This window comes from Acinetobacter sp. (assembly GCF_049284435.1).
Classification (GTDB): Bacteria; Pseudomonadota; Gammaproteobacteria; order Pseudomonadales; family Moraxellaceae; genus Acinetobacter.
The window spans coordinates 1-23,664 of record NZ_JBAPXX010000069.1; the positions used below are offsets into that span (position 1 = coordinate 1).

The 23,664-nt window shown below is 43.1% G+C and carries 26 protein-coding genes; 14 read left to right on the plus strand and 12 right to left on the minus strand.

Going from position 1 to position 23,664, the window contains the following annotated elements:
• The first annotated feature begins 217 nt into the window (after positions 1 to 217).
• From cydP to WAK81_RS05855, 5 genes are read left to right on the plus strand one after another with little or no spacing between them, the layout of a single operon-like run.
• Positions 218 to 409 (plus strand): cytochrome oxidase putative small subunit CydP, encoded by a 192-nt coding sequence (gene cydP / locus WAK81_RS05835; RefSeq protein ID WP_005170617.1) that lies wholly within the window; start codon positions 218 to 220, stop codon positions 407 to 409.
• On the plus strand, positions 409 to 1,995 hold the full coding sequence (locus WAK81_RS05840) for a cytochrome ubiquinol oxidase subunit I (protein WP_422196072.1): 1,587 nt from the start codon (positions 409 to 411) through the stop codon (positions 1,993 to 1,995). The genes cydP and WAK81_RS05840 overlap by 1 nt, the downstream gene beginning before the upstream one ends.
• Positions 1,992 to 3,137 (plus strand): cytochrome d ubiquinol oxidase subunit II, encoded by a 1,146-nt coding sequence (cydB, locus tag WAK81_RS05845; RefSeq protein WP_422196073.1) that lies wholly within the window; start codon positions 1,992 to 1,994, stop codon positions 3,135 to 3,137. Before WAK81_RS05840 ends, cydB begins: the two co-directional genes overlap by 4 nt.
• Before the next feature lie 25 nt (positions 3,138 to 3,162).
• A complete protein-coding gene (gene cydX / locus WAK81_RS05850; protein ID WP_004278713.1) occupies positions 3,163 to 3,264 on the plus strand; it encodes a cytochrome bd-I oxidase subunit CydX in 102 nt (33 codons plus the stop codon).
• Between the two features lie 3 nt (positions 3,265 to 3,267).
• Positions 3,268 to 3,570, plus strand: coding sequence for a cyd operon YbgE family protein (locus tag WAK81_RS05855; RefSeq protein ID WP_422196074.1), 303 nt, complete (start codon positions 3,268 to 3,270; stop codon positions 3,568 to 3,570).
• Positions 3,571 to 3,724: 154 nt separating this feature from the next.
• On the opposite strand, the gene rodA is transcribed toward WAK81_RS05855, so the two are convergent.
• The 6 genes from rodA to WAK81_RS05885 all read right to left on the minus strand — a co-directional run bounded on the left by rodA (position 3,725) and on the right by WAK81_RS05885 (position 9,938).
• A complete protein-coding gene (rodA, locus tag WAK81_RS05860; protein ID WP_422196075.1) occupies positions 3,725 to 4,864 on the minus strand; it encodes a rod shape-determining protein RodA in 1,140 nt (379 codons plus the stop codon).
• A gap of 112 nt (positions 4,865 to 4,976) precedes the next feature.
• The gene (gene ispD / locus WAK81_RS05865) at positions 4,977 to 5,690 is read right to left on the minus strand and encodes a 2-C-methyl-D-erythritol 4-phosphate cytidylyltransferase (RefSeq protein ID WP_422196076.1); all 714 of its coding nucleotides are present in this window, start codon (positions 5,688 to 5,690) and stop codon (positions 4,977 to 4,979) included.
• On the minus strand, positions 5,659 to 6,051 hold the full coding sequence (locus WAK81_RS05870) for a septum formation initiator family protein (RefSeq protein ID WP_422196077.1): 393 nt from the start codon (positions 6,049 to 6,051) through the stop codon (positions 5,659 to 5,661). The genes ispD and WAK81_RS05870 overlap by 32 nt, the downstream gene beginning before the upstream one ends.
• Before the next feature lie 7 nt (positions 6,052 to 6,058).
• A complete protein-coding gene (gene eno, locus WAK81_RS05875; protein ID WP_422196078.1) occupies positions 6,059 to 7,348 on the minus strand; it encodes a phosphopyruvate hydratase in 1,290 nt (429 codons plus the stop codon).
• Positions 7,349 to 7,407: 59 nt separating this feature from the next.
• Positions 7,408 to 8,265 carry a 3-deoxy-8-phosphooctulonate synthase gene (kdsA, locus tag WAK81_RS05880; protein WP_004278721.1) on the minus strand — a complete coding sequence of 286 codons (858 nt, stop codon included), beginning with the start codon at positions 8,263 to 8,265 and terminating at the stop codon, positions 7,408 to 7,410.
• 32 nt (positions 8,266 to 8,297) lie between these two features.
• On the minus strand, positions 8,298 to 9,938 hold the full coding sequence (locus WAK81_RS05885) for a CTP synthase (RefSeq protein ID WP_005100051.1): 1,641 nt from the start codon (positions 9,936 to 9,938) through the stop codon (positions 8,298 to 8,300).
• A gap of 228 nt (positions 9,939 to 10,166) precedes the next feature.
• On the opposite strand from WAK81_RS05885, the gene WAK81_RS05890 reads away from it, so the two are divergent.
• The gene (locus WAK81_RS05890; RefSeq protein ID WP_422196079.1) at positions 10,167 to 10,586 is read left to right on the plus strand and encodes a hypothetical protein; all 420 of its coding nucleotides are present in this window, start codon (positions 10,167 to 10,169) and stop codon (positions 10,584 to 10,586) included.
• Between the two features lie 57 nt (positions 10,587 to 10,643).
• Here the strand turns inward: WAK81_RS05890 and WAK81_RS05895 are convergent, their stop codons facing one another.
• The 3 genes from WAK81_RS05895 to WAK81_RS05905 form a co-directional block, all read right to left on the minus strand.
• The gene (locus tag WAK81_RS05895; RefSeq protein ID WP_422196080.1) at positions 10,644 to 11,756 is read right to left on the minus strand and encodes a YheT family hydrolase; all 1,113 of its coding nucleotides are present in this window, start codon (positions 11,754 to 11,756) and stop codon (positions 10,644 to 10,646) included.
• 70 nt (positions 11,757 to 11,826) lie between these two features.
• Complete coding sequence (locus tag WAK81_RS05900; RefSeq protein ID WP_422196081.1) at positions 11,827 to 12,237, minus strand: nuclear transport factor 2 family protein; 411 nt, start codon at positions 12,235 to 12,237, stop codon at positions 11,827 to 11,829.
• Positions 12,238 to 12,396: 159 nt separating this feature from the next.
• On the minus strand, positions 12,397 to 14,421 hold the full coding sequence (locus WAK81_RS05905) for an FAD-dependent oxidoreductase (RefSeq protein WP_422196082.1): 2,025 nt from the start codon (positions 14,419 to 14,421) through the stop codon (positions 12,397 to 12,399).
• A gap of 165 nt (positions 14,422 to 14,586) precedes the next feature.
• On the opposite strand from WAK81_RS05905, the gene WAK81_RS05910 reads away from it, so the two are divergent.
• The 4 genes from WAK81_RS05910 to WAK81_RS05925 all read left to right on the plus strand — a co-directional run bounded on the left by WAK81_RS05910 (position 14,587) and on the right by WAK81_RS05925 (position 17,791).
• The gene (locus WAK81_RS05910) at positions 14,587 to 15,129 is read left to right on the plus strand and encodes a PadR family transcriptional regulator (protein ID WP_422196083.1); all 543 of its coding nucleotides are present in this window, start codon (positions 14,587 to 14,589) and stop codon (positions 15,127 to 15,129) included.
• A 20-nt stretch (positions 15,130 to 15,149) separates the two neighbouring features.
• Positions 15,150 to 16,082, plus strand: a complete 933-nt coding sequence (locus WAK81_RS05915) for an alpha/beta fold hydrolase (RefSeq protein ID WP_422196084.1) — start codon at positions 15,150 to 15,152, stop codon at positions 16,080 to 16,082.
• Between the two features lie 19 nt (positions 16,083 to 16,101).
• Complete coding sequence (locus WAK81_RS05920; RefSeq protein ID WP_422196085.1) at positions 16,102 to 16,806, plus strand: SIR2 family NAD-dependent protein deacylase; 705 nt, start codon at positions 16,102 to 16,104, stop codon at positions 16,804 to 16,806.
• Positions 16,807 to 16,891: 85 nt separating this feature from the next.
• The gene (locus tag WAK81_RS05925; protein ID WP_422196086.1) at positions 16,892 to 17,791 is read left to right on the plus strand and encodes a LysR family transcriptional regulator; all 900 of its coding nucleotides are present in this window, start codon (positions 16,892 to 16,894) and stop codon (positions 17,789 to 17,791) included.
• 249 nt (positions 17,792 to 18,040) lie between these two features.
• Here the strand turns inward: WAK81_RS05925 and map are convergent, their stop codons facing one another.
• Positions 18,041 to 18,835 carry a type I methionyl aminopeptidase gene (map, locus tag WAK81_RS05930; RefSeq protein WP_422196087.1) on the minus strand — a complete coding sequence of 265 codons (795 nt, stop codon included), beginning with the start codon at positions 18,833 to 18,835 and terminating at the stop codon, positions 18,041 to 18,043.
• 350 nt (positions 18,836 to 19,185) lie between these two features.
• Here map and brnQ point away from each other — a divergent pair, with 350 nt between their 5' ends.
• On the plus strand, positions 19,186 to 20,472 hold the full coding sequence (gene brnQ / locus WAK81_RS05935; RefSeq protein WP_422196088.1) for a branched-chain amino acid transport system II carrier protein: 1,287 nt from the start codon (positions 19,186 to 19,188) through the stop codon (positions 20,470 to 20,472).
• Between the two features lie 588 nt (positions 20,473 to 21,060).
• On the plus strand, positions 21,061 to 21,279 hold the full coding sequence (locus tag WAK81_RS05940; RefSeq protein ID WP_004645284.1) for a hypothetical protein: 219 nt from the start codon (positions 21,061 to 21,063) through the stop codon (positions 21,277 to 21,279).
• Positions 21,280 to 21,387: 108 nt separating this feature from the next.
• Here the strand turns inward: WAK81_RS05940 and WAK81_RS05945 are convergent, their stop codons facing one another.
• Positions 21,388 to 21,846 carry a hypothetical protein gene (locus WAK81_RS05945; RefSeq protein WP_422196089.1) on the minus strand — a complete coding sequence of 153 codons (459 nt, stop codon included), beginning with the start codon at positions 21,844 to 21,846 and terminating at the stop codon, positions 21,388 to 21,390.
• A 117-nt stretch (positions 21,847 to 21,963) separates the two neighbouring features.
• Between WAK81_RS05945 and WAK81_RS05950 the strand changes: the two genes are divergently transcribed.
• Positions 21,964 to 22,827 carry an alpha/beta fold hydrolase gene (locus WAK81_RS05950; RefSeq protein ID WP_422196090.1) on the plus strand — a complete coding sequence of 288 codons (864 nt, stop codon included), beginning with the start codon at positions 21,964 to 21,966 and terminating at the stop codon, positions 22,825 to 22,827.
• A 199-nt stretch (positions 22,828 to 23,026) separates the two neighbouring features.
• Here WAK81_RS05950 and WAK81_RS05955 read toward each other — a convergent pair whose 3' ends face one another.
• Entirely contained in the window at positions 23,027 to 23,248 is a 222-nt protein-coding gene (locus tag WAK81_RS05955; protein WP_422196091.1) for a hypothetical protein, read from the minus strand.
• A 112-nt stretch (positions 23,249 to 23,360) separates the two neighbouring features.
• Here WAK81_RS05955 and WAK81_RS05960 point away from each other — a divergent pair.
• A partial coding sequence (locus WAK81_RS05960; RefSeq protein ID WP_422196092.1) for a DUF262 domain-containing protein occupies positions 23,361 to 23,664 on the plus strand: 304 nt, incomplete at its 3' end.

The following is a 23,664-nucleotide window of genomic DNA, read 5'->3' on the forward strand; positions in this document are numbered from 1 at the left end:
CAAATATATAAATATAAGCTTTTTAGTCGGATTTAAAAACCAATAAAATTACATAAAATAATAAAAAATATTTAGAATAAATTTTAACTAATATAAATATATATCTAGTATTTTCAAATGTTTATAAATATATATTTATTTAAACTATATCGTCTATTTATTTTTTAGTTACAATAGATTAATAATATATAACAAGTCATATAATAGGCTTAGTCGAATGAGCTTAGTTCCCAAAAATCTAAACCAGAAAGTGGTTAGAGAAATAACTGCTATTTTAATTATCAAGGTTATTTTACTCATGATAATTAAAAATATCTGGTTTGATGCGCCTACGATTCCTAAAAATTTTGATAACCAAGTCGCCGAGCGTATCGCCGGCAATCCTTCCCAAATCCAGGAGACACGTTGATGATTTCTGAAAGCGTGGTCGATCTCTCGCGGTTCCAGTTCGCTATGACCGCGATGTATCACTTTATTTTTGTTCCACTGACGCTAGGTCTAGCATTTCTGCTTGCCATTATGGAAACCACCTATGTGATTTCCGGCAAAGAAATCTATAAAGACATGACCAAGTTCTGGGGAAAACTGTTTGGTATTAACTTTGCCTTAGGGGTAACCACAGGCCTGACCATGGAGTTCCAGTTCGGAACCAACTGGGCTTATTACTCGCATTATGTCGGTGATATTTTCGGTGCACCGCTGGCAATTGAAGGTTTGATGGCCTTCTTCCTTGAATCGACATTTATTGGCTTGTTCTTCTTTGGTTGGGATCGCCTGTCCAAAGTGCAACATCTGGCAGTGACCTGGCTGGTGGCTTTAGGCTCGAACATGTCCGCACTCTGGATTCTGGTCGCCAATGGCTGGATGCAAAACCCGGTCGGTTCGGCATTTAACTATGAAACCATGCGTATGGAAATGGTGGACTTTGCTGCACTGATCTTTAACCCGGTCGCTCAGGTTAAATTTGTGCATACCGTATCTGCCGGTTATGTCACAGGTGCCATCTTCGTACTGGCCATTTCAAGTTTCTACATGCTGAAAAAACGTGACCTGCCTTTTGCACGACGTTCTTTTGCCATTGCAGCCATCTTCGGGCTTGCTTCTACACTTTCGGTGATTTTACTGGGTGATGAATCAGGTTATGAGCTGGGTGATGTACAGAAAACCAAACTGGCAGCGATTGAAGCAGAATGGGATACCCACCCTGCACCTGCACCATTTACTTTGTTCGGGATTCCGAATAAGGAAACCATGACTACAGATTATGCAGTGAAAATTCCTTATGTGATGGGTCTGATTGCTACACGCTCTACGACTGAACAAGTCACGGGTATTAAAGACCTGCTGGTTCAGCACGAAGCGCGTATCCGCAATGGTATGGTGGCATATTCGCAACTGGAAAAATTACGTGCTGGTGATCAGTCTCCAGAACTGAAAGCAGCTTTTGAAGAAATCCAAAAAGACTTAGGCTACGGTCTGCTTTTGAAAAAATATACGCCAAATGTCGTGGATGCCTCTGATGAGCAAATCAAAGCAGCTGCTAAAGATACCATTCCACACGTACCAAGCCTGTTCTGGGCATTCCGTGCCATGGTGGCTTCCGGCTTCCTGATGTTGCTTCTATTTGCACTGGCAACTTTTGCGGTCGCAAAACGCAATGCTGAAAACAAACCATGGTTATTGAAATTTGCATTATTTGCACTTCCTCTGCCTTGGATTGCTGCCCAAACCGGCTGGTATGTAGCAGAAGTAGGTCGTCAACCTTGGACCATTGGTGAGGTATTACCGACGCATCTTTCAGCATCAAGCTTAAGCACAGGCGATGTATGGGGTTCGATCCTTGCATTGGCAGCGTTCTATACCGTGTTACTGATTATTGAGATGTATCTGATGATCAAGTTCTCACGTCTTGGCCCAAGCTCACTACATACCGGTAAATACCATTTTGAAAAGCTTGCAGCTGCAGAGAAGGCAAATGGGGAGACTCACGCATGATCGAATATGAATTATTAAAAATCATTTGGTGGGTGCTGGTCGGCGTATTGCTGATTGGCTTTGCCCTCACCGATGGCTTCGATATGGGCTCCATGGCGATCATGCCATTTGTGGGCAAAAATGATAGTGAACGCCGTGCAGCGATCAATACCATTGCTCCACACTGGGACGGTAACCAGGTCTGGTTCATTACTGCCGGGGGTGCTTTATTTGCTGCCTGGCCAATGGTTTATGCAACAGCTTTCTCTGGCATGTATTGGGCATTATTACTGGTACTATTTGCCTTATTCTTACGTCCGGTCGGCTTTGATTACCGCTCTAAACTGGAAAATACCAAATGGCGTAATTCCTGGGACTGGGGTTTGGCCATTGGTGGTGCAGTTCCGGCATTAGTCTTTGGTGTAGCGTTCGGTAATATGTTCCTCGGTGTGCCTTTTACCTTGGATGAAACTGTACGTTCTACCTACACAGGAAGTTTCTTTGCCCTACTGAATCCATTTGCGATTGTGTGCGGTCTGGTCAGTTTATCGATGCTGTGTGCACATGGTGGTGCATGGTTAATGCTGCGTACTGATGGTGACCTACGCCAACGTTCTGCCAAAGCAACGCAAATCATGGGTCTGGTTTATCTGGTTACTTTCCTGGCTGCAGGCGCTTGGCTGTACTTTGGTGGTATTCAAGGTTATAGCCTGGTGATGCCTTTTGATACCAATGGTGTGGCCAATCCATTAGCCAAAGAAGTGCTGACCAATGCCAATCCAGGCTGGATGAACAACTACTCGACTTATCCAATCACGATGGCAGCGCCTATTGCCGGCATTCTGGGCGGATTCATCATTGTACTGGCCGCAGGCAAAAACAAGGCTGGCCTAAGCTTTCTGGGTTCATCTCTAGCAGTCATCGGTGCAATCCTGACTGCGGGTTTTGCCCTGTTCCCGTTCCTGATGCCATCTAGCCTGAATCCGACAGTCAGCCTCACCATGTGGGATGCCGTATCCAGTAAAAATACCTTAACCGTGATGACCGTTGCGGCAGGTATCTTTGTTCCACTAATCCTGATCTATACCACTTGGTGTTATTACAAGATGTGGGCTGTGATTACCAACAAACACATTGAAGATAATTCACACAGCCTGTATTAAGGCGGTGTGCTAAGGAGACAAAATTATGTGGTATTTTGCCTGGATTCTAGGTGTACTGATGGCGTGTTTTGCCAGTGTGATTGCTGCAATTTACATGGAACAACACCAAGACCTGGATGAGGAATAAAACATGACAGATGTTGCGATGGAAACCCAGATTGTTGATCGAAAACCGAATAAATTTGCGATGATGATTTCCTGCCTTCTGGCCTTTCCTCTCGCAGCAGTGTTATTGGTTCATCCAGCTGCAATGCTGGATGCCAACGGTGAGTATAGTCATAGTGCCATGATGTATATCATGATTGGTATTTCTGGAGGCTTTGTACACGGTGTCGGTTTTGTACCTCGCCACTGGTTCTGGAAATGGCTGTTCAGTCCATTTCTGGCATGGCCTTTAATGATCTGGGGCTATTACACCTGGTTCCTCAGTTAAAGTATGAAATTAAAAAAGCCCTCACGTGAGGGCTTTTTTAATTTCATACGAATTCTAAAGTATTCTTCTTTTTTCTTCTGACCAAAACAGGATTTCTAAGACAACTTATTTTAAGTGTATAAAAAGCCGGAACAAGTCCAACTTTTAGAATGATTTATCGATGAGTATGAATCGACATCACAATTCCCATCCCGGCCAGCATGGAAATCACCGCCGTTCCGCCATAACTCATCAGCGGCAATGGATCTCCCGTCACAGGTAAAATCCCGCTGACCATGCCTGAGTTTAGAAATACAAAAAAGAAGAAAGTCAGTCCCATGGCTCCAGCATATAAACGGCCAAAGTTATGAAAGCTGTTTAAACCAATCATCAGACAGCGAATAATAATGGCGGTGAATAAACTAAACAGCAGGAAAACACCGATAAAACCAAATTCTTCGGCATAAGTCGACATAATAAAGTCGGTATGATGTTCAGGAAGATAACCTAAATGTGATTGGGTACCTTCGGTATAGCCTTTGCCCGTGGAACCGCCTGAACCAATGGCAATTTTGGACTGGATAATATTCCAGCCTGCACCCAAGGCATCCGATTCCGGATCAAACAGCGTAGTAATACGTTTCTTTTGATACTCTTGTAGTACGAACATCCATGCAACGGGTGCTGCCACGGCCAGTGCTGCCGCCGCACCGCCAATCAGACGCCACGACATGCCACTCAAGAATAAAACAAAAATACCAGGAATCACCAAACCAATATTCAAGTCAGGCTGCAGTGCCACCAAAACAAATGGTATGCCCAATAAAATCAAAGCCCCGACAATATGCAAAAATTTGGGAGGAAACGGCTTACGTGCAAAATACCAGGCCATCATCAAAGGCATGGCAAATTTCATCACTTCACTGGGCTGCATACTGCCAATTCCAGGTAAAGTAATCCAGCGCGTTGCACCCAAGCGTTTTTCACCAATTACAAAGACAAGAAGCAGCATGAAGATCCCGAAGGCATACAGGTATGGACTAATCGCCTGATAGACTTTCGGTGGAACCTGCGCACAGATAAACAGCAGCACAAAACCAATCCCAAAACTGATGGCCTGACGAATCACCATCCCAGAGTCTTCAGAGGTCGCACTATACACCACCATTAAACCCAAGATTGCATTAAGAACGAGAAAGCACAATAACCAGGGATCAAGGTGCAACTTGGTCCATCGTGATGAATCTTGCGGGTTAATACTACGTCCATCACGCAAAGAATGACGTAAAAACCGATACTGCTGTGAAGGTATCATTGGCCAAAAGGTGAAAAAGAATGATGGCAAAATTATAAGTGAAAGCTATAGCGAATAGATCGCTATAGCCAGATTTATTCTGCTTTTATTTAAATATTATTTGAATATATTTTTAAGCCTGAGCCTGTAAAATCAGCTTAGCTAGTTCCAGATCATCTGGATAGGTAATTTTAATATTATCGGAACGCCCTTGTACTACACTCACCGGCTCACCAATATGCTCCAGTGCGCTGGCTTCATCGGTAATGATCGCACCATCTTTCAATGCCTGTTGAATAGCACGCTTTAAGACTCCCAGTTTCGCCATTTGTGGCGTTTGTGCCTGCCAGAGCATCGAGCGATCCACTGTTTCCTCAATATCAAAATTGGTTACTACACGCTTAAGTGTATCTCGCACCGGGATGGCCAGAATCGCAGCCTGATCCTTTGTAATCGCCATATTGACCAACTGTTGCAGACAATCCTGACTGACACACGGACGCGCCGCATCATGGACCAGCACCCAGTCATCTTCAGAAGCGATTTGAGATAAATAGTTCAGTGCGTTCAGCACCGAATTCACCCGCTCTGCACCGCCCAGACAAAAATGGGCTTTCTCCAGCCTGGAAAATGGCAGTGTTTTCGCCACGTTGTCCTGTTCACCAATCACCAGGACATAACCAGTCAAAGGCAGTTGATTCAGACGAGCCACCGTATGTTCAAGAACAGTTCGCTCTTGAATCATCTGATATTGTTTCAGTTCTGTTTTGGAGAAACGGCTACCGGAACCTGCCGCTGGAAGAATGACCCAAAGTTTAGGGTGTGGTTGGTGCTTCAGCTGACTCATTGGTTCGCAGGTCTACTTTAGAATTAGGATTAAGATAGATCGGTTTATATTGAGTACTGATCGTGCTCATTTGAATAAAAGTTTCGCGTGGCTTAATCAGACCAAGATCTAAACGCGCATGTTCTTCGATGGCTTCAATACCATTCTTCAAATCATAAACTTCTGCCGCCAGAACGCGATTACGCTCTTTCAGCTCATCATTCAATTCCATTTGTTGCTGGATTTTCTGGGTCAGTTGCTGATGATCATGATAACCACCTTCACCAAACCAGTATAAATATTGAAACCCTGCGATCAAAATGATCGCAAGGCCCAACAGTACTTTACTCACAGTCGAGTCGAATACATTTAACATTGACATAAGTCGCTTAGTTCAAACCTTTGAACTCAGCTTTACCGCGATATGCAGCATTAGTCAATTCTTCAATACGAAGTAATTGATTATATTTCGCTACACGGTCAGAACGGCAAAGTGAACCAGTCTTGATTTGACCTGCTGCTGTACCTACTGCAAGATCAGCAATCGTTGAATCTTCAGTTTCGCCTGAACGGTGTGAAATCACAGTAGAGTAACCATTTTCTTTCGCAAGATAGATGGCATCTAAAGTTTCAGTCAACGTACCGATCTGGTTGTATTTAATCAGAATCGAGTTACCAACTTTTTCGTTGATACCACGTTGCAGGATTTTAGGGTTAGTCACGAACAGGTCATCACCTACCAACTGGATCTTGTCGCCAAGAATTGAAGTCAGGTAAGACCAGCCTTCCCAGTCAGATTCGTCCAGACCATCTTCAATCGAGATAATTGGGTACTGGTTTACAAGACCTGCCAAATAGTCAGAGAACTGGTTGCTTGTGAACGCTTTGTTGCCTTCGCCCGCAAGAATGTACTGACCATTTTTGTAGAATTCTGAAGATGCACAGTCAAGTGCAAGCATGATGTCAGAACCTGCTTTGTAACCAGTTTGACCAATTGCTTCAAGAATAACCGTGATCGCTTCTTCGTTAGAACGTAAGTTCGGTGCAAAACCACCTTCATCACCTACCGCAGTGTTTAAACCTTTTTTGTTTAATACTGATTTAAGTGAATGGAAGATTTCAGCACCGGCACGTAGTGCTTCAGAGAATGAAGTGAAGCCTACTGGCTCAATCATAAACTCTTGAATATCGACGTTGTTGTCTGCATGTGAACCACCATTGATGATGTTCATCATTGGTACAGGCATCGTCAAAATCGTTTGACCGCGAAGATCTGCGATGTATTGGAAAAGAGGAATTTTCTTTTCTTCAGCAGCAGCGCGCGCAGCAGCCAAAGACACTGCCAAAGTTGCATTTGCACCTAATTTTTCTTTGTTTTCAGTACCGTCAAGCGCGATCATCGTGTTATCGATGTCTTTTTGTTCGAATACTGATTTGCCAACTAACGCATCACGAATTAAAGTGTTTACGTTGTTAACCGCAGTTTTAACGCCTTTACCTAAGTAACGTGATTTGTCGCCGTCACGAAGTTCTAAAGCTTCACGAGAACCAGTTGAAGCACCAGATGGTGCACATGCACGGCCAACTACGCCAGATGCTAAGATTACGTCTGCTTCGATGGTAGGGTTACCACGAGAGTCCAAAATTTCACGTGCACGAATGTCAACGATTTGGCTCATGAACTATTCCTCAGTTGATTAATATGAGCTGCCTATACGGCAGCGCAAGAGTGATAAACTCAGTGTGTATCTAACTTTTCGAAACCTTTGACCAAGGTATCCAATTCTTTTAGCTGTGCCAGGAAAGGCTCAAGCTGAGACATGCGCAGCGCACATGGACCATCACACTTGGCTTTTTCCGGATCTGGATGTGCTTCTAAGAATAAACCTGCAAGACCCGTTGCCATACCTGCACGCGCAAGCGTTGTAATTTGCGCACGACGACCACCGGCAGAATCTGCACGGCCTCCTGGGGTTTGCAAGGCATGGGTCACATCAAAGAACACCGGGACATTCATCTCTTTCATGATGTCGAAGCCCAGCATGTCTACAACCAGGTTGTTATAGCCAAATGCCGAACCACGTTCACAAATGATCAGCTTGTCATTTCCAGCTTCCAGACACTTATGCAGAATATGACGCATTTCGTGTGGTGCAAGGAACTGAGCTTTTTTGATGTTGATGATGGCATCCGTTTTTGCCATCGCTTCAACAAGATCCGTCTGACGGCTCAAGAAGGCTGGCAATTGAATAATGTCTGCCACTTCTGCAACAGGAGCCGCTTGATACGGCTCATGCACATCGGTGATGATCGGCACATTAAAGTGTTTTTTAATGTCAGCTAACCACTCGAGACCTTTTTCCAGGCCAGGGCCACGGAAAGAGTTCAGGCTTGAACGGTTGGCTTTATCAAAGCTGGCTTTGAACACATAAGGAATACCCAAACGTGTGCAGATATCAACGTAAGTCTCTGCGATTTCAAAAGCCAGGTCTTTAGATTCAAGTACATTCATTCCGCCGAATAATACAAATGGCAAATGATTTGCCATTTGTATATCGCCCAAACGTACAATTTCTTGTGGTTTTAATTGCGACATTTAAACTTCCCTAGTTGTGTCCTACGCACCGATTATTTGGTTTTTTGGTACTGCTTTTTCGCAGCATCAATGAAACCTGCAAACAACGGGTGACCATCACGTGGTGAGCTGGTGAATTCTGGGTGGAATTGTACTGCAATAAACCAAGGATGTGCAGGAATTTCAACAGTTTCTACCAGATGCTGTACCGGAGAATAACCAGAAATCTTCATGCCTTTTTCTTCCAGCACTGGGATATAACGGTTGTTCATCTCGTAACGGTGACGGTGACGCTCGATGATTTCTTCAGAACCATAAACTTCTGCAGTTTTAGTCCCTGCAACCAGTTCAGATTTTTGCGCGCCTAAACGCATCGTTCCGCCCAGATCAGAATCAGCAGAACGCTGCTGAACTTCACCGCGCTCATCTAACCATTCAGTAATTAAACCAATTAATGGAGATTTGGTTGAACGGTTAAATTCAGTCGAAGTCGCGTCTGCAATACCGGCAACATTGCGTGCATATTCGATCACAGCCAACTGCATACCCAAGCAAATACCGAGGAACGGCACACCGTTCTCACGTGCGAATTGAATCGCCTTCATTTTGCCTTCAGTACCGCGCTCACCGAAACCACCTGGAACCAGAATCGCATCAGCATCTTTCAATACTTCTGCTACATCTTGGCTTTCAAGCTCTTCAGCGTTTACGTAGTCAATCTGAACTTTCACACGGTTTTGAATACCCGCATGCAGAAGTGCTTCGTTTACAGATTTATAGGCATCTGGAAGTTCAACGTATTTACCGACCATTGCAACACGTACGGTGTATTCAGGGTTCAGTAATGCTTCTACAACGTTATCCCAATCGGTTAGATCAGCTTCAGGAAGATCGTTATAACCAAAACGTTCACAGATTAAATCATCAACATTTTGTTCGTAGAATGTACGTGGAATCTGGTAGATTGAACGTGCGTCTTTGCATACCACAACGGCACGTGCTTCAACGTTGGTAAACAATGCAATCTTACGCGTAGTATCAGCATCTACATCATATTCTGTACGGCAGATGAGAATGTCTGGCTGAATACCAATCGACAGGAGTTCCTTAACAGAGTGCTGTGTTGGTTTGGTTTTTAATTCTGCTGCAGACTTAATGTATGGGAGTAACGTTAAGTGCATTAACATAGTACGTTTATGACCAAGTTCAACCATTAACTGACGTACAGATTCCATGAATGGGAGAGATTCAATGTCACCTACAGTACCGCCGATCTCTACGATCGCAACGTCATAACCTTCGCCTGCACGAAGTACACGCTCTTTGATATTGTCAGTAATGTGTGGAATAACTTGCACAGTACCACCCAGGTAGTCACCACGACGTTCTTTGTTCAGAACATCCTGGTAAACACGACCTGATGTGAAGTTATTCAGTTTGGTCATTTTCGCACGACGCAAGAAACGTTCGTAGTAACCCAAGTCTAAGTCTGTTTCAGCACCATCTTCTGTAACAAAAACTTCACCATGCTGGAATGGGCTCATTGTCCCTGGATCGACATTAATGTATGGATCCATTTTTACCATGGTCACTTTTAAACCACGAGCTTCTAAAAGTGCAGCAACAGAAGCAGCTGAAATACCTTTACCTAGTGATGAAACTACACCACCAGTAACGAAAATAAAATGGGTCATTGGGTTTCTCGTACAATCGAGCCTAAATCGGCCTGCAATGTTGCGCAATTTTACTTTACCTTGTACCTAGAAAGCAAAGTCAATCCGCATCAATTCAAAGAACAATAAACAATTGACTATTCTAACAGCAATTCCTATAAAAAATTACAGTAAGTTCATATGATTTCTATCTTGCATTTTGCTGCTATAATAGTGTATCCCCTCCACACTTTTATGTTTGATGCAATGATGATAAAGAAACTTTTAATCTCCACCCTAATCCTGACTGGCCTGACATTAACTGCGTGTGTAAAAAAAGAAGCACCAAAAGAAGAAGAACAAGTAGAAGTTACTCCAGCATCTGAAATCTCGACTCCAGAACCAACGCAATTTGAACCGCTTGAACCTGTAGAGCCAACGGCAATTGAAGAGGAAGTAGCGCCAACGGTTGAAATTCAACGTGAGCAAACTGAAAACACCACGACCGAAATTCGTCGTGAAATCAAAAAGCCAGAAACCACTGAGCCGGCACCAGTGCCTGAAACCAGCGAAGAACCTGCCTCAAAGCCTGCTGCGACAGCACCTAAAACCAATTCAAATCCAGAAAACAAGTCTGAGGATGATGCGGTTGCTGACGCGATTGCCGCAGCGATTCCAGCACTTGACTGATTACAGGATCATTCATCAAAAAAACCCAGCAGATGCTGGGTTTTTTATTGGAACTTTTTAAGCAGATACTGTTGCCGGTGCACGAGATAAGTGAATCAAATAATCTGCCATTAGTCGGGTAGCCCAAGATTCGGTTTGCATCAAGCCCTGATAAAAGCCGCAATGACTGCCTTTTTTGGTGGTAATTACCATAATATTGGACATCGACCGAATTTTTTCTTTATAAGGTTCTAAATTTCGAATGTGACACACCGGATCATCCTCCGCATTTAAAATCATCAGTGGGATTTTGACACTTTCAAACACATAAATCGGATTTGTTGCTTGGGTATAACTGGCATAATCCGCAAATCCGGCTAGCTCAAAATATAGTCGTTCAAATTCGGAAAGATCTTTAACCTCTAATAACTGTTTCCAGCTTGGGCAGACCTGCCAGGTTTCCTGATAAGGATGAATAAAGCGCTTAATCAGTTTTTTGGCCATAACTTTACTGTAAAACGGATGCACATTGGCAAAACCGGTTTCAGTGTTATAGCCAGGACATAAAGCAAAAGCTGCTTTTAATGGGGTTTGTTCACCTTCCTCACCCAGATAACGCACCAACAATCCTGTTCCCGCAGAAGAGCCAACCCCATAGAGATCGGACTGAGGAAATCTATCCTGTATATACAAGAGCTGTTCACGTAGATCCTGAGTTGAACCAAACAGGTTCATTTTAGGCACAGGCATGGGTAAGTCAGCATGGCCACGGCGTAAACACAACGCCACACGCCAACCGGTATGTTTATACAGATCACGAACCAGTTCACGCATCGATTCAGGAGAACCGGTAATGGTATGCAGTAATACAATGGTTGGCGTGCTTGCCGGAAGATCCAATCCATACCAGGCAATACCGGTAATTCCACCATCTGACATTTTCAGCTGTTCAAGCGCATCATATTTCAGCTTAATGGTACGTTTTTTAATTAAATCGAAATACAGAATATGTGCATGTGCATTGGCTAACCAAGGCGTAGGACGATATTTTTGTTGCAGCTGCGGTAAACGTTCAATGAGTCCTGAAAATACACCATTCGGATTGTAATACAGGGTCGGCTCGTCTGCTCCACTGAAACGATCCAGATATTCACTGGAAAGCTGACCCAATTTTTTAAGCAACATTTTCATCTGTCATCCCCCTCTAGTTCTACTAGCTGTGATTTACAAATTTCATGCCGACTTGAATCAATAGTTCGAATTAAGTTTTAGCTTGGAATGATTGCATCCGCTGGCCCATCTGTACAGCCAAGGCTTCAAGTCCGGACTTAGGTCGGATCATGACTTCAAAATCAATCATCTGACCCTCTTCATTAAACTGAATCATGTCAACTCCCTTTAGTTTTTTATCGCCCACATTGGCAGAAAACTCAAGTACGACATTGTTACCATCTTCACTTATAAATTCACGGTGATAAGTGAAGTTTTCAAAGACTTGAATGACATTGGTCAAAATAAAAAATACCACCTGTTTTCCAGGATAAGGCTGAAACGCTACGGGTGAACGAAATACAACCTCTTCAGCAAGCAGCTCACTCAAGATCGACATATCACGACTTTCTAGCATCTCATGCCAGCGTGCAATGGATTTTCTGGTATTTTCGATGGTCATTTTGGATTCCTTCTTTCTGATATTTTTTAATAAAAGCTTAAATACTTCTTTCTTTTAATTGACAGAATTCCCCCTTTATTAAAGGGAGTTAGGGGGATTCTTTCTTACAAATCCTCTCCTTTAATAAAGGAGAGGGGAAAAAAGCAAGTTTTAATATTTTCAGATCACCGCCGCCAATTCAGCACCCTGACGGATGGCACGCTTGGCATCCAGCTCACCCGCTTCTTTCGCTCCACCAATCAGATGCACATTTTTACCAGCCGCTTTTAGCTCATCAAACATGGCGGTATAAGACTCCTGACCGGCACAAATGATCACATGATCGACTTCCAACACAGCAGGCTTGTCATTTACGACTATATGTAAGCCCTGATCGTCAATTTTTTCATAATTGGCGCCAGCAATCATTTTTACGTCACGGTGTTTTAAACCGGTACGATGAATCCAGCCTGTGGTTTTACCCAAACTCGCGCCGACTGAAGCAGCTTTACGCTGCAGTAAATAAATTTCACGTTGCGGTTTTTCTACATTTGCAGCTTTTAAGCCACCGACATTTTCATAGTCAGTATCAATGCCCCATTCATCATAAAATTTTTCTGGATTGATGCTGCCACTTTCCCCTTCATGGCTCAGGAATTCGGCTGTATCAAAACCAATACCGCCTGCACCAATAATGGCAACTCGCTGACCTACTGGCTTACGTTCTTTCAAAACGTCCAGATAAGACAGTACTTTTGCATGATCAATGCCTGGAATCTCAAGCTGACGTGGCGTCACTCCTGTTGCCACCACAATATCATCAAAGTTTGACTGAGCCAGTTCTTCCAGACTCGCCTTATGATTCAGTTGCAATTTGATACGTGGCTGTAATTCGATCTGGCGTTTGAAGTAGCGCAAAGTTTCATAAAACTCCTCCTTGCCTGGAATGGTCTTGGCAATATTAAACTGCCCACCGATCTGTGCCGAAGCTTCGAATACCGTCACCTGATGACCGCGATTTGCCGCATATACAGCAAAGCTTAAACCTGCAGGACCCGCACCAATCACGGCAATATTTTTTGCCACATTGGTTTCTTTAAAAATTAGTTCTGTTTCATAGCAGGCACGTGGATTGACCAGACAGGTGGCAATTTTCATCGAAAAAATATGATCCAGACAGGCCTGATTACAACCGATACAGGTATTGATCTCATCACTACGACCCTGCTCCGCTTTCAGGACAAACTCAGAGTCTGCCAACATTGGACGGGCCATAGAAATCATATCAGCATCACCAGACGCCAATACATACTCAGCCATTTCCGGGGTATTAATACGGTTTGAAGTGATTAAAGGAATCTTCACCTGACCTTTCAGCTTACGCGTGACCCAGGTGAAGGCTGCACGAGGCACTTTGGTGGCAATGGTCGGAATACGCGCTTCATGCCAGCCAATGCCGGTATTGATAATGGTCGCACCGGCTTTTTCAATTTCTTTGGCTAACCGGATGACTTCCTCCAGACTTGACCCGCCTTCGACCAGATCCAGCATAGACAGACGATAGATGATAATAAAGTTCTCACCGACCATTTCACGGGTACGGCGTACAATTTCAAGCGGAAAACGAATACGGTTTTCGTAACTACCACCCCATTCATCATCACGATGGTTGGTACGTGCTGCAATAAACTCGTTAATCAGATAGCCTTCCGAGCCCATGATTTCTACACCGTCATAACCGGCATATTGAGCCAGCTTGGCACAATTGGCAAAATCATCAATGGTTTGTTGCACTTCAGCCGAAGTTAAAGCATGCGGCTTGACTGGATTAATCGGTGCCTGAATTGGGGATGGCGCGACATTTTCAGCCTGATAAGAATAACGTCCGGTATGCAGAATCTGCATGGCAATTTTCCCGCCTGCCTCATGTACGGCCTGGGTAATTACCTTATGCTTTTCAGCTTCTTCAAGAGTGTCAAGTTTGGAACCGCCATGAAACGTCACCCCATGATCATTTGGAGAAATCCCGCCGGTGACAATTAAAGCGACTCCACCTTTGGCTCGCTCTGCATAGAAAGCTGCCATCCGATCATATCCGCCGGGTGCTTCTTCCAGACCAACGTGCATGGAACCCATTAACACGCGGTTTTTAAGCGTGGTAAAACCCAAGTTCAATGGGGCAAGTAAATTCGGATATTTAGACATTTCAACTCCTGAGCGTGCGTTTAGGCCGGCTATTGTTTTAGAAACTGGCAGTTTGATCCCTCAATCTATCCAGTTTAATGCAACTTGTTGCACTAATTTATATGCCAGAATTGATTTTTATGCAACATGTTGCATAATAATCCCGAGTCACTTTTTGAGACGTTTATGTCTTTAGCGCATGTTTTATTGACCAGCCTGATTGAAAAACCCAGTACCGGAATCGAACTGGCCCGCCGTTTTGACCGCTCCATGGGCTTCTTCTGGAATGCAACTCATCAGCAGATTTATCGCGAGCTGAATGCCATGCTGCAAAAAGGCTGGATTTCGACGATAGAAGAGGAAGACTCCAATAGCCGCAAAAAGACTTATCAGGTAGAACGTCTGGGTCGGGAAGAACTGGCCAACTGGATGTTGCAACAGAGCCCACCGGCACAACTGCGTGAAGAGCTGATGGTACGTTTGCGTGCCGAAGCCCAGCTCGGTGGCAATAACACCTTGGCAGAGCTGGAACGCCATCTGGAACTGCATAAAGAAAAACTGAAAACCTATCAGCAGATTTTTACCAAGGACTTTGCTCACGCTGACGAAACTGACCGCACCCTGTATATTCATAAAATGATTTTGCAACTCGGAATTGATCAGGAACTGGGCTGGATTTCCTGGCTGGAACAGGTCATTCCGCGACTCAAACAATTTGACGCAAAATAACTCTAAATACGGAGACACACATGCCCTTTTATCGCATGCCCGATGGTGAACGGCTGTTTGTACGCGAATACGGTCAGGGACAGCCGGTACTGGTACTCTCGGGACTCGGCATGCTGAGCTGGCAATGGCAAGCTTTCCTCTATCCGCATCAGAAAAATTTCCGTTTCATTATTCCGGAATGGCGCGGCTTTGGGGCTTCCAGTCGCTGTAAAATTCCGCAAAATCTTGATGCAATTTCAAGTCACTGGCTGGATGTGCGTTCAGTTCTGATCCAGCTAGAATTAGATCAAGTCATCGTCATTGCATATTCCATGGGTGCAACCACGGCGATGCACAGCATGCATTATGACAACTTTGCCAGTCAGATTTCTGCTTATTTGCATATTGATCAAACCCCTAAAATTCCGGTCGATGATGCCTGGGCTTTTGGTCTTTTTGGCCCACGTCATCAGGAATTTATCGACATCCTGCAGCAGCTCTCTGCCCTACTTGCACAATATCGGCAAGTTGAATTGATCCGCGATCTTGACGTTTCGGTACGTAAACAAATCGCTGCCCTATGGCTAAAGTTTATTCAGCTACAAAATGAACAAAAATATAGTCTGAAAGCTTTCGAATTCATCCTAAATCAACCGCGCCTGCAAAGTCTGTTATTGCCTTCCAGCCGGGTGGATTATATGGCGTGGTATATCAACAATTATTTATATCATCGTGAGGATTATCGTAAGGCATTGGCCCAGCTCAGCTGTCAGGTGACTTTCTTTAGCGGCGTACAGTCCAAGTTGTATCCTTTTGAAGGTCAGCGCCTGATTGCAGAAAGCCTACCTCAGGCTAAACAGATACTTTTCAGCAAATCCGGCCATACACCTTTACTGACTGAACCGCTAAAATTTGCCCGAGAACTTGGCATCTTCTTAACAGAAAATCCCCAATCTAGCACTTCAGCTGCCTAAAGATTCAGGAGACAGAATAATGAAAAAGCTGGTGGTCTTTTCCGGTGCAGGCATGAGCGCCGAAAGTGGCATTAATACTTTTCGCGACAGTAATGGACTTTGGGAACAATACCGGATTGAAGAGGTTGCTACACCGGAAGCCTGGACTAAAAATCCGCAACTGGTACAACGCTTTTATAATGCCCGCCGTAAAAATATTCTGGAAGCACAGCCGAATGCCGCACATCAATTAATTGCCGATCTTGAAAATGAGTTTGATGTGCATGTGATCACCCAGAATATTGATGACTTGCATGAACGTGCCGGCAGCTCCAAGGTGATCCATTTACATGGCAATATTCGTCTGGCCAAAAGCTCAGGCCCCGATGCACAAAGCACGACCGAGTTTTATCCAATTGAAGGTGCTGAATTAGATTTAAATCAACACTTTTGTAAGGCAGGCTATCCGTTACGTCCGCATGTGGTCTGGTTTGGTGAAGCTGTGCCCGCGTATGAAGAAGCTCAAGACTGTGTACAAGATGCCAATATTTTTGTGGTCATTGGCACCAGCCTACAGGTTTATCCGGTCGCCGGATTAATTCATGAGATTCCCGCGAGCTGTCAGGCCTATTACATCGACCCGAAAGCTGAGCAGCAACATTTACCCGCACATTTTCACAAGATTACCCAAAGCGCGACCGATGGCATGCAAACACTGCTAGATTTACTTAAATCCGCGAATTAAAATCTTTATGCACTACATTCTCTGATTGACAGTATGCAACAATCAATTTTTAATCAGCTTATCGTTGCAAGAATGGAATTAAACCATGCTGTCTGATCTGGATGACTTTTACTGTTTCGCTCAGGTGGTGGAACATGGCGGCTTTAGTGCAGCCGAACGCGCAACCGATATTCCCAAATCCAAACTCAGCCGCCGGGTGTTTAATCTGGAAGAGCGCCTGGGTGTACGTCTGATTCAGCGCAGTTCGCGTCATTTTGCCGTGACCGATATCGGCATGAATATTTACCGGCATGCCCAAGTCATGCTAAGTGCTGCACAGGCAGCGCATGATCTGGTGGATCATCTAAGTACCGAGCCGCGCGGCACTATTAAAGTCAGTCTGCCAGTGTCTATTGCCCAGAATGAACTGGCAAAAATTCTGCCGGATTTCTTGAAGAAATATCCTGAAATTAAAGTCCAGATGATGATCACCAATCGACGGGTCGATATTATCAATGAAGGCTTTGATCTGGCCTTACGTGTCCGTTCCAGTCTGGATTATGACCCAAATCTGGTGATTCGCCAGTTTGAAAAAATTGAGCAGCATCTATTTGCCAGTCAAGGTTACTTAAACGAATTTGGTGAACTGAAAACCCCTGAGCAACTGGCTGAACATAAAATCCTGAGTATGGCCGAAGACCATACCGAACAGTTTCTGACCTTACAAAATGAACAGCAGGAACAGAAAAAAATCCGTGTCAGTCCAACCGTCATGGGGTCTGACCTAAATATGCTGGCCCAACTGGCCGCGTCAGGCTCAGGCATCACTTTGTTGCCAGATAACGTGGTCGAGCAGTATGTAGCAAGTGGTGAACTGGTTCGAGTGCTTCCCGACTGGAAAGCGCCGCATGGTATTTTTCATGTGGTTTATCCTTCACGTCGCGGCTTATTGCCCGCAGTCCGGGTCTTTATTGATTATCTGGTCGCTGAATTAAATCAGCGCTAAGTGATACGCTTTTGAGAAAAACTGGACAAAAAAATAGCTCATTCTTGGGGAAAAATGAGCTAGAGAAACTTTCACTACAGCATAGTGAGCGAAAAAAAGGGAACCTATGTATCTGACTCTTAGTTTAATCAGATATAAAATCCTAAACCACTGTTTAATGTAGTGTTTTGTATGTTTTCGTCAGCAATCACGAGTGAGTTGTAATTTATGTAAGTGGATTATATTAATAAAGATCATTCAATCAATATCTTAAATCTCAGGGTAATCACCTGTGCCTTCAGGCCAAGGCGACAAGACTTCAAACCCGGTTTCGGTGACATAGACCATATGTTCCCATTGGGCAGACCAGGATTTATCAGTGGTGACCACAGTCCAGCCATCTTTCAGCTCTTTGACGCGGGCTTTGCCCATATTCACCATCGGCTCAATGGTAAACACCATGCCTGGAACCAGTTTAATGCCCTGACCCGGCTGGCCGTAATGCAGAATGTTTGGCTGTTCGTGATAGACTTTGCCGATGCCATGACCGCAATATTCGCGCACAATGGAATAGCCTTCACGTTGTGCCACAGTTTGAATCGCATAGCCGATATCGCCTAGGGTCGCGCCCGGCTTCACCGCATGAATCCCGGCGACCATAGCTTCATAAGTGGTATTGACCAGTCGCTTGGCTTCTGGAGATGGAGTGCCGATATAGTACATCCGGCTGGTGTCACCAAAATAACCGTCTTTAATAATGGCAACATCAATATTGATAATATCGCCATCCTGCAGAATAACTTTCGATGATGGAATGCCATGACAAACCACTTCATTCGGTGAAATACAGGTGGTTTTGGTATAGCCATAATAGCCAATATTGGCTGGCGTCACTTTTAATGTATTTACAATAAAATCATGACAGAGATCATCCAGATATTCAGTCGTGACACCTGGCTTGACATGCTCCCCGATCATCGCTAAAACCTCTGCAGCCAAACGCCCAGATATCCGCAGTTTTTCAACATCTTGCTCAGTTTTAAGACTAATCGCTGGAGCTCGCATATACCTATCCTCACTATGAATCCCTGAATTATAATCCCTTTTTTGCAAAATATGTCGCAGTTGTTGAGTTTCAGCACAGCAATTTTCCTTGAAATAGGAATTTTCACTGCTGCTTATTTGTACAAACAATAACTGACATATTTTGATACCAAGTGCAGATATCTTTTGAGCTTATAAGGAAAAATATATTTTTCAGCGAATTATCAAACATATATTTCTACCAAGATTTGAATGACCGGTTATGTGATCCACAAACTCACTAGAATCAAGGCTTTCAGCCTTAAAATAAACTCCAAAAAATTGGACATATACACTAAAATCGCTTTCTTTTGGTCGATTGATCTCCCTTTATGACAAGTCTGCGTACCCGGGATATTGTCGCCCTAGGTTTTATGACCTTTGCACTGTTTATTGGTGCGGGCAACATTATCTTCCCACCGATTGTGGCTCAACAAGCCGGTGAACACGTATGGCTCGCTGCTTTAGGTTTCCTTATTACAGCAGTCGGCTTACCCGTGATTACCATTATTGCATTGTCTCGCGTTGAAGGCTCCATTCAGGCACTAAGCTCGCCTCTTGGCAAAGCAGCCAGCATTTTACTGACTGTGATATGTTACTTAGCTGTTGGTCCTTTATTTGCGACGCCACGTACCGCAACCGTTTCTTATGAAATCGGTTTTTCATCTTACTTTGGCAATGAATCTGGCAGTCTGCTCATTTACAGCATCATCTATTTTGCTGTAGTGACCATCGTGTCTTTATATCCGAACAAGATTCTGGATACCGTCGGCTATTTCCTGTCGCCGCTTAAAATTATTTCTTTGATAATTTTGGGTGTAGCAGCCGTGATGATTCCTGCCAGCAATCCGCCTGCAGCGATCGATAATTACGTTACCAGTCCAGTGACTGAAGGCATCGTAAATGGTTATTTAACCATGGATACTTTAGGTGCTTTAGTTTTCGGTATTGTGATTGTCAAAGCCATTACTTCACGTGGTGTAACGGATAAAAAACTGATTACCAAATATGCGGTCAATGCCGGCATTATTTCTGGTATTGGTTTAACTCTGGTGTATTTAAGTCTGTTTAAACTTGGACTGGGTAGCCATGAGATTGCCCCAAATGCAGCCAACGGTGCCATCATCCTGCATGCTTATGTACAACATGCCTTTGGCGATATGGGCGCTTACTTCCTGTCTGGCATGATTTTTATTGCCTGTATGGTGACTGCAATTGGCCTGACCTGTGCCTGTGCCGAGTATTTCTCCAACTTGACCAAGATTCCATACAAGATCTTTGTATTTATTCTGGTGGGCTTCTCACTGGTGATTTCAAATCTGGGTTTAACCAAACTGATTGCCGTTTCGGTTCCAGTCTTGAGCGCGATTTATCCGCCTGCGATTAGCGTCATTATGCTGAGCTTCTGTGCAAGCTTCTTCAACAAACCATCTCATGTGATTGCGCCAGTGACCCTGGTAGCCTTGATCTTTGGTATTTTTGACGGATTAAAAGTTGCTGGTTTTGAATTGCCTGCATTACTGCAAAACTTACCTCTATCAGAACAGAATCTGGCCTGGTTTATTCCATCCATGATTGTATTGCTGATTACAGCTGTGATTGACCGCATTAGAAACTAAAATTTCTAGGATGTCTGAAAAATCGTATTTTTACCCAAAATCCGGTTTGAGCGTGATCAATAATTGTCAGGTTTTACCCAAACGGACATTTATTGTTTCTTAATAATGACATCAAATCACCGCTGTAAATCTTGATACTAAGATTTTCTATAAAATATGATGTATAGAATTACACTTTAATTATTTTATTTTTTTATATAAATATAAACAAAACTTTTAATTTCCTGATTTTAGATACCTATTGTTGCTAACTTAAACCAAGTCCCCCTCCGAGTCATACGCAGGCTTACAAAGTATTGATTAACCCTACATATCTTTGGCGTAGAATTTGCATTTTCTATCTGGTCGCATTAATTAAATGATGACTACATCTTATTTCCAAAACTAACTGGAGGTGACATCTGAAAATATAATTCTTGCCTAATCAAGTGATTATGTAGTTATACGACTAAAGATGGCCATTTTGACTTTAAAAGCCTGCCACAGCAGTTGCAAAGGTCCAAATTAAACAGTACAACTATATATTCAATTCTGACTGATTAAATCTGCTTTAATCTTCAATAACATAAATAAATGGGAGGGATGGAGATGTTATCATTACATTTCAACAAGCAAGTCTTCATTGACGCTCTTAAAGCCAACAACACCAATCTGGTGACATTTATATGCACCACTTTTGCACTCATGCTGACTTTAACCGTCCATTGCTTAATTCAAGGTAATTTAAAACTTGAATACTTTGGCTATGCACTGATTGTCTCAGCTGCGTTTTTCCTGTGGGCTGCCATAGACCAGAAATACCGATAATCAAATTTTAAATTAGCCCAGATGGATGATATGGCCAGTCATCCATTTGGTGAAAAAAGTGTTTTAACTTTCAATCATTCCGACATCATTTCAGATATAAAAAAAACATTAAAATAATCCCGCAAATGCTCCATAGAGCAAAATCCCTGTCCCACCCAATTCTGCAACAATTAAACCCAGCATGGCGAAAGTCATCAAACTTCCTGGCAAATGAAACTTACCCAGTTGATGTGGCTGTTTAAACTGATTCGTTGTGTCTTGCAGGAAACCATGCAACATATAAACGGCAATCGAGAAGCTGAAAAACAGAATATTGATCAGTACGCAAATCAGATTCACCATACTCGGCAACACTGAACAATAGGCTAATACTGCCAGAATTAAGGTCGCAGGTGCATAAAGCAGGCTGCTGCGATGGGCAATATCGACATAATAATGTGCACGTGACTGAGACGATTGACGGATCTGCCAGTATTTCCAGACGCCGGTCAACATCCCGACCCACAAGAATATTCCACTAAATATAATGGCAATTTTAACCGCCAGCTCAAGTTCCATTGACTGCATAAGATCATTCCATGTTTATTATTTGACTGACTTTAAAGTCATGTTTTCCCCAAGCTACCCTACTAAAAATCTATACAGTAAAAGCTTCATGGGATTATAAAAATCATAGTGTATCGTATGTCTGAATTTGAAACATTGACTCTCCAGTGTCAGGATGGCTATCGCTTAAGTGCACGTTTTTATGCAGCTATTTCTGAAACTGAAAAACTTCCGGTATTAGTTTGTCCGGCAACTGGCATTACCAAACAGTTTTATCATCAGTTTTGTGTCTGGTTACAAGCTCAAGGCTATGCGGTTATGGTCTTTGATTTTCGGGGGATTGGTGATTCACTACACGGTCCGTTGAAAAATTCAAAAGCCAGTATTGTGCAATGGGGTCAACTGGATATTCCAGCAGCGATTGATGCTTTATTAGAGCGTACCAGTACGGAAAAAGTGACGTTACTTGGACATAGCGCCGGTGGTCAGCTTTTAGGCATCGTGCCAAATCATCATAAAGTCGCAAAAGTCGTGGCCGTGTCTTGTTCAACCGGACATATCAAAGGACTTAAAGGTAAAACTAGACTGCTTGCGCCGGTCATGTTTAATATCATTTTCCCACTGGCTCGGATCACCAAAGGCTATGGCCCGACTCAAGCGATTGGTATGGGTGAAAACCTGCCTAAAGATGTGGCACGAGAATGGGCACTGTTTTGCAGTAAACCGGGTTATGTGATGAATGCGGTCGGTAAACTCATATCACCTAGATCAGACTTCCATGCTCAAGTCACCTGCCCAATTACCTCAATCTGGTCATCGGATGATGAGATTGCCACGGAAGCCAACGTGAAAGATTTACTGCGTTTATATCCGAACGCAAAAACCCAGATAATTGAACTTAGACCTAAAAGTTATGCGTATAAAACCATTGGTCATATGCTGATGTTTAAAAAGTCGCATCAGAATTTATGGCCGGTGATTGAACAGCAATTGGCTGTTTAAATCAGATTTAGATGGTTATTTGCATGCTGCTGTGTTCTAATACGCTTAGTTTGAGATGAGCCTCTTACAGTATATGGGCTTGACCTATATACGACTAGCCCCTAACCATGGGGCTTTTTATTGTCTGAATATTTTAAAACAGTTATAAAAATGGGCTCACGATAACGCCAACCCATTTCTTTCCTTATTGAATTAAATATTATTTTGACTCAATGTCATAGACCCAATTTCTTGCCTGTTTCTCAGTCGTGGTCTCACAAACATAATAGTCATGATCCCATGAATCAGGATGAAATATTTCTTTTTTGGTATAGGTGACATTTTTGCCTTTTTCGACGCAGACGAAGCTATCACCTTGGTCTTTGACTTGAGTTCCATTCAGGAAACCACCGATGCACAGAAAACGAGATTGTTTGGGCATAAATAAAAATAAAAAACAATGAAACTTCAATTAATGATGAACTAGTATAACCAATAATTTTATATTAATATCTTTTTATATTTTAAATGGTTATTTTACAAAGGAAAAAATAATGCTTTTAACAAATGAAAAAATAAATTTTGCTCCAGAATTTTTTAATGATTTAGAACTAACTGACTATCAAATCAACCAAAAATACCAAGATGGTGAACTAAGGATACTTACAGAACAAGGACGATACCCTCTCCAAAATATTATTCAAATTATGGAAACAATGAATCTCAATCCAGAATATCAAAGAAGACGTGTATGGAAAAATGAACAAAAATCCAGATTAATAGAATCATTTATCATGAATATTCCTGTTCCTCCAGTATTTTTATATGAAATATCTTTTTCTAGATATGAAGTTATGG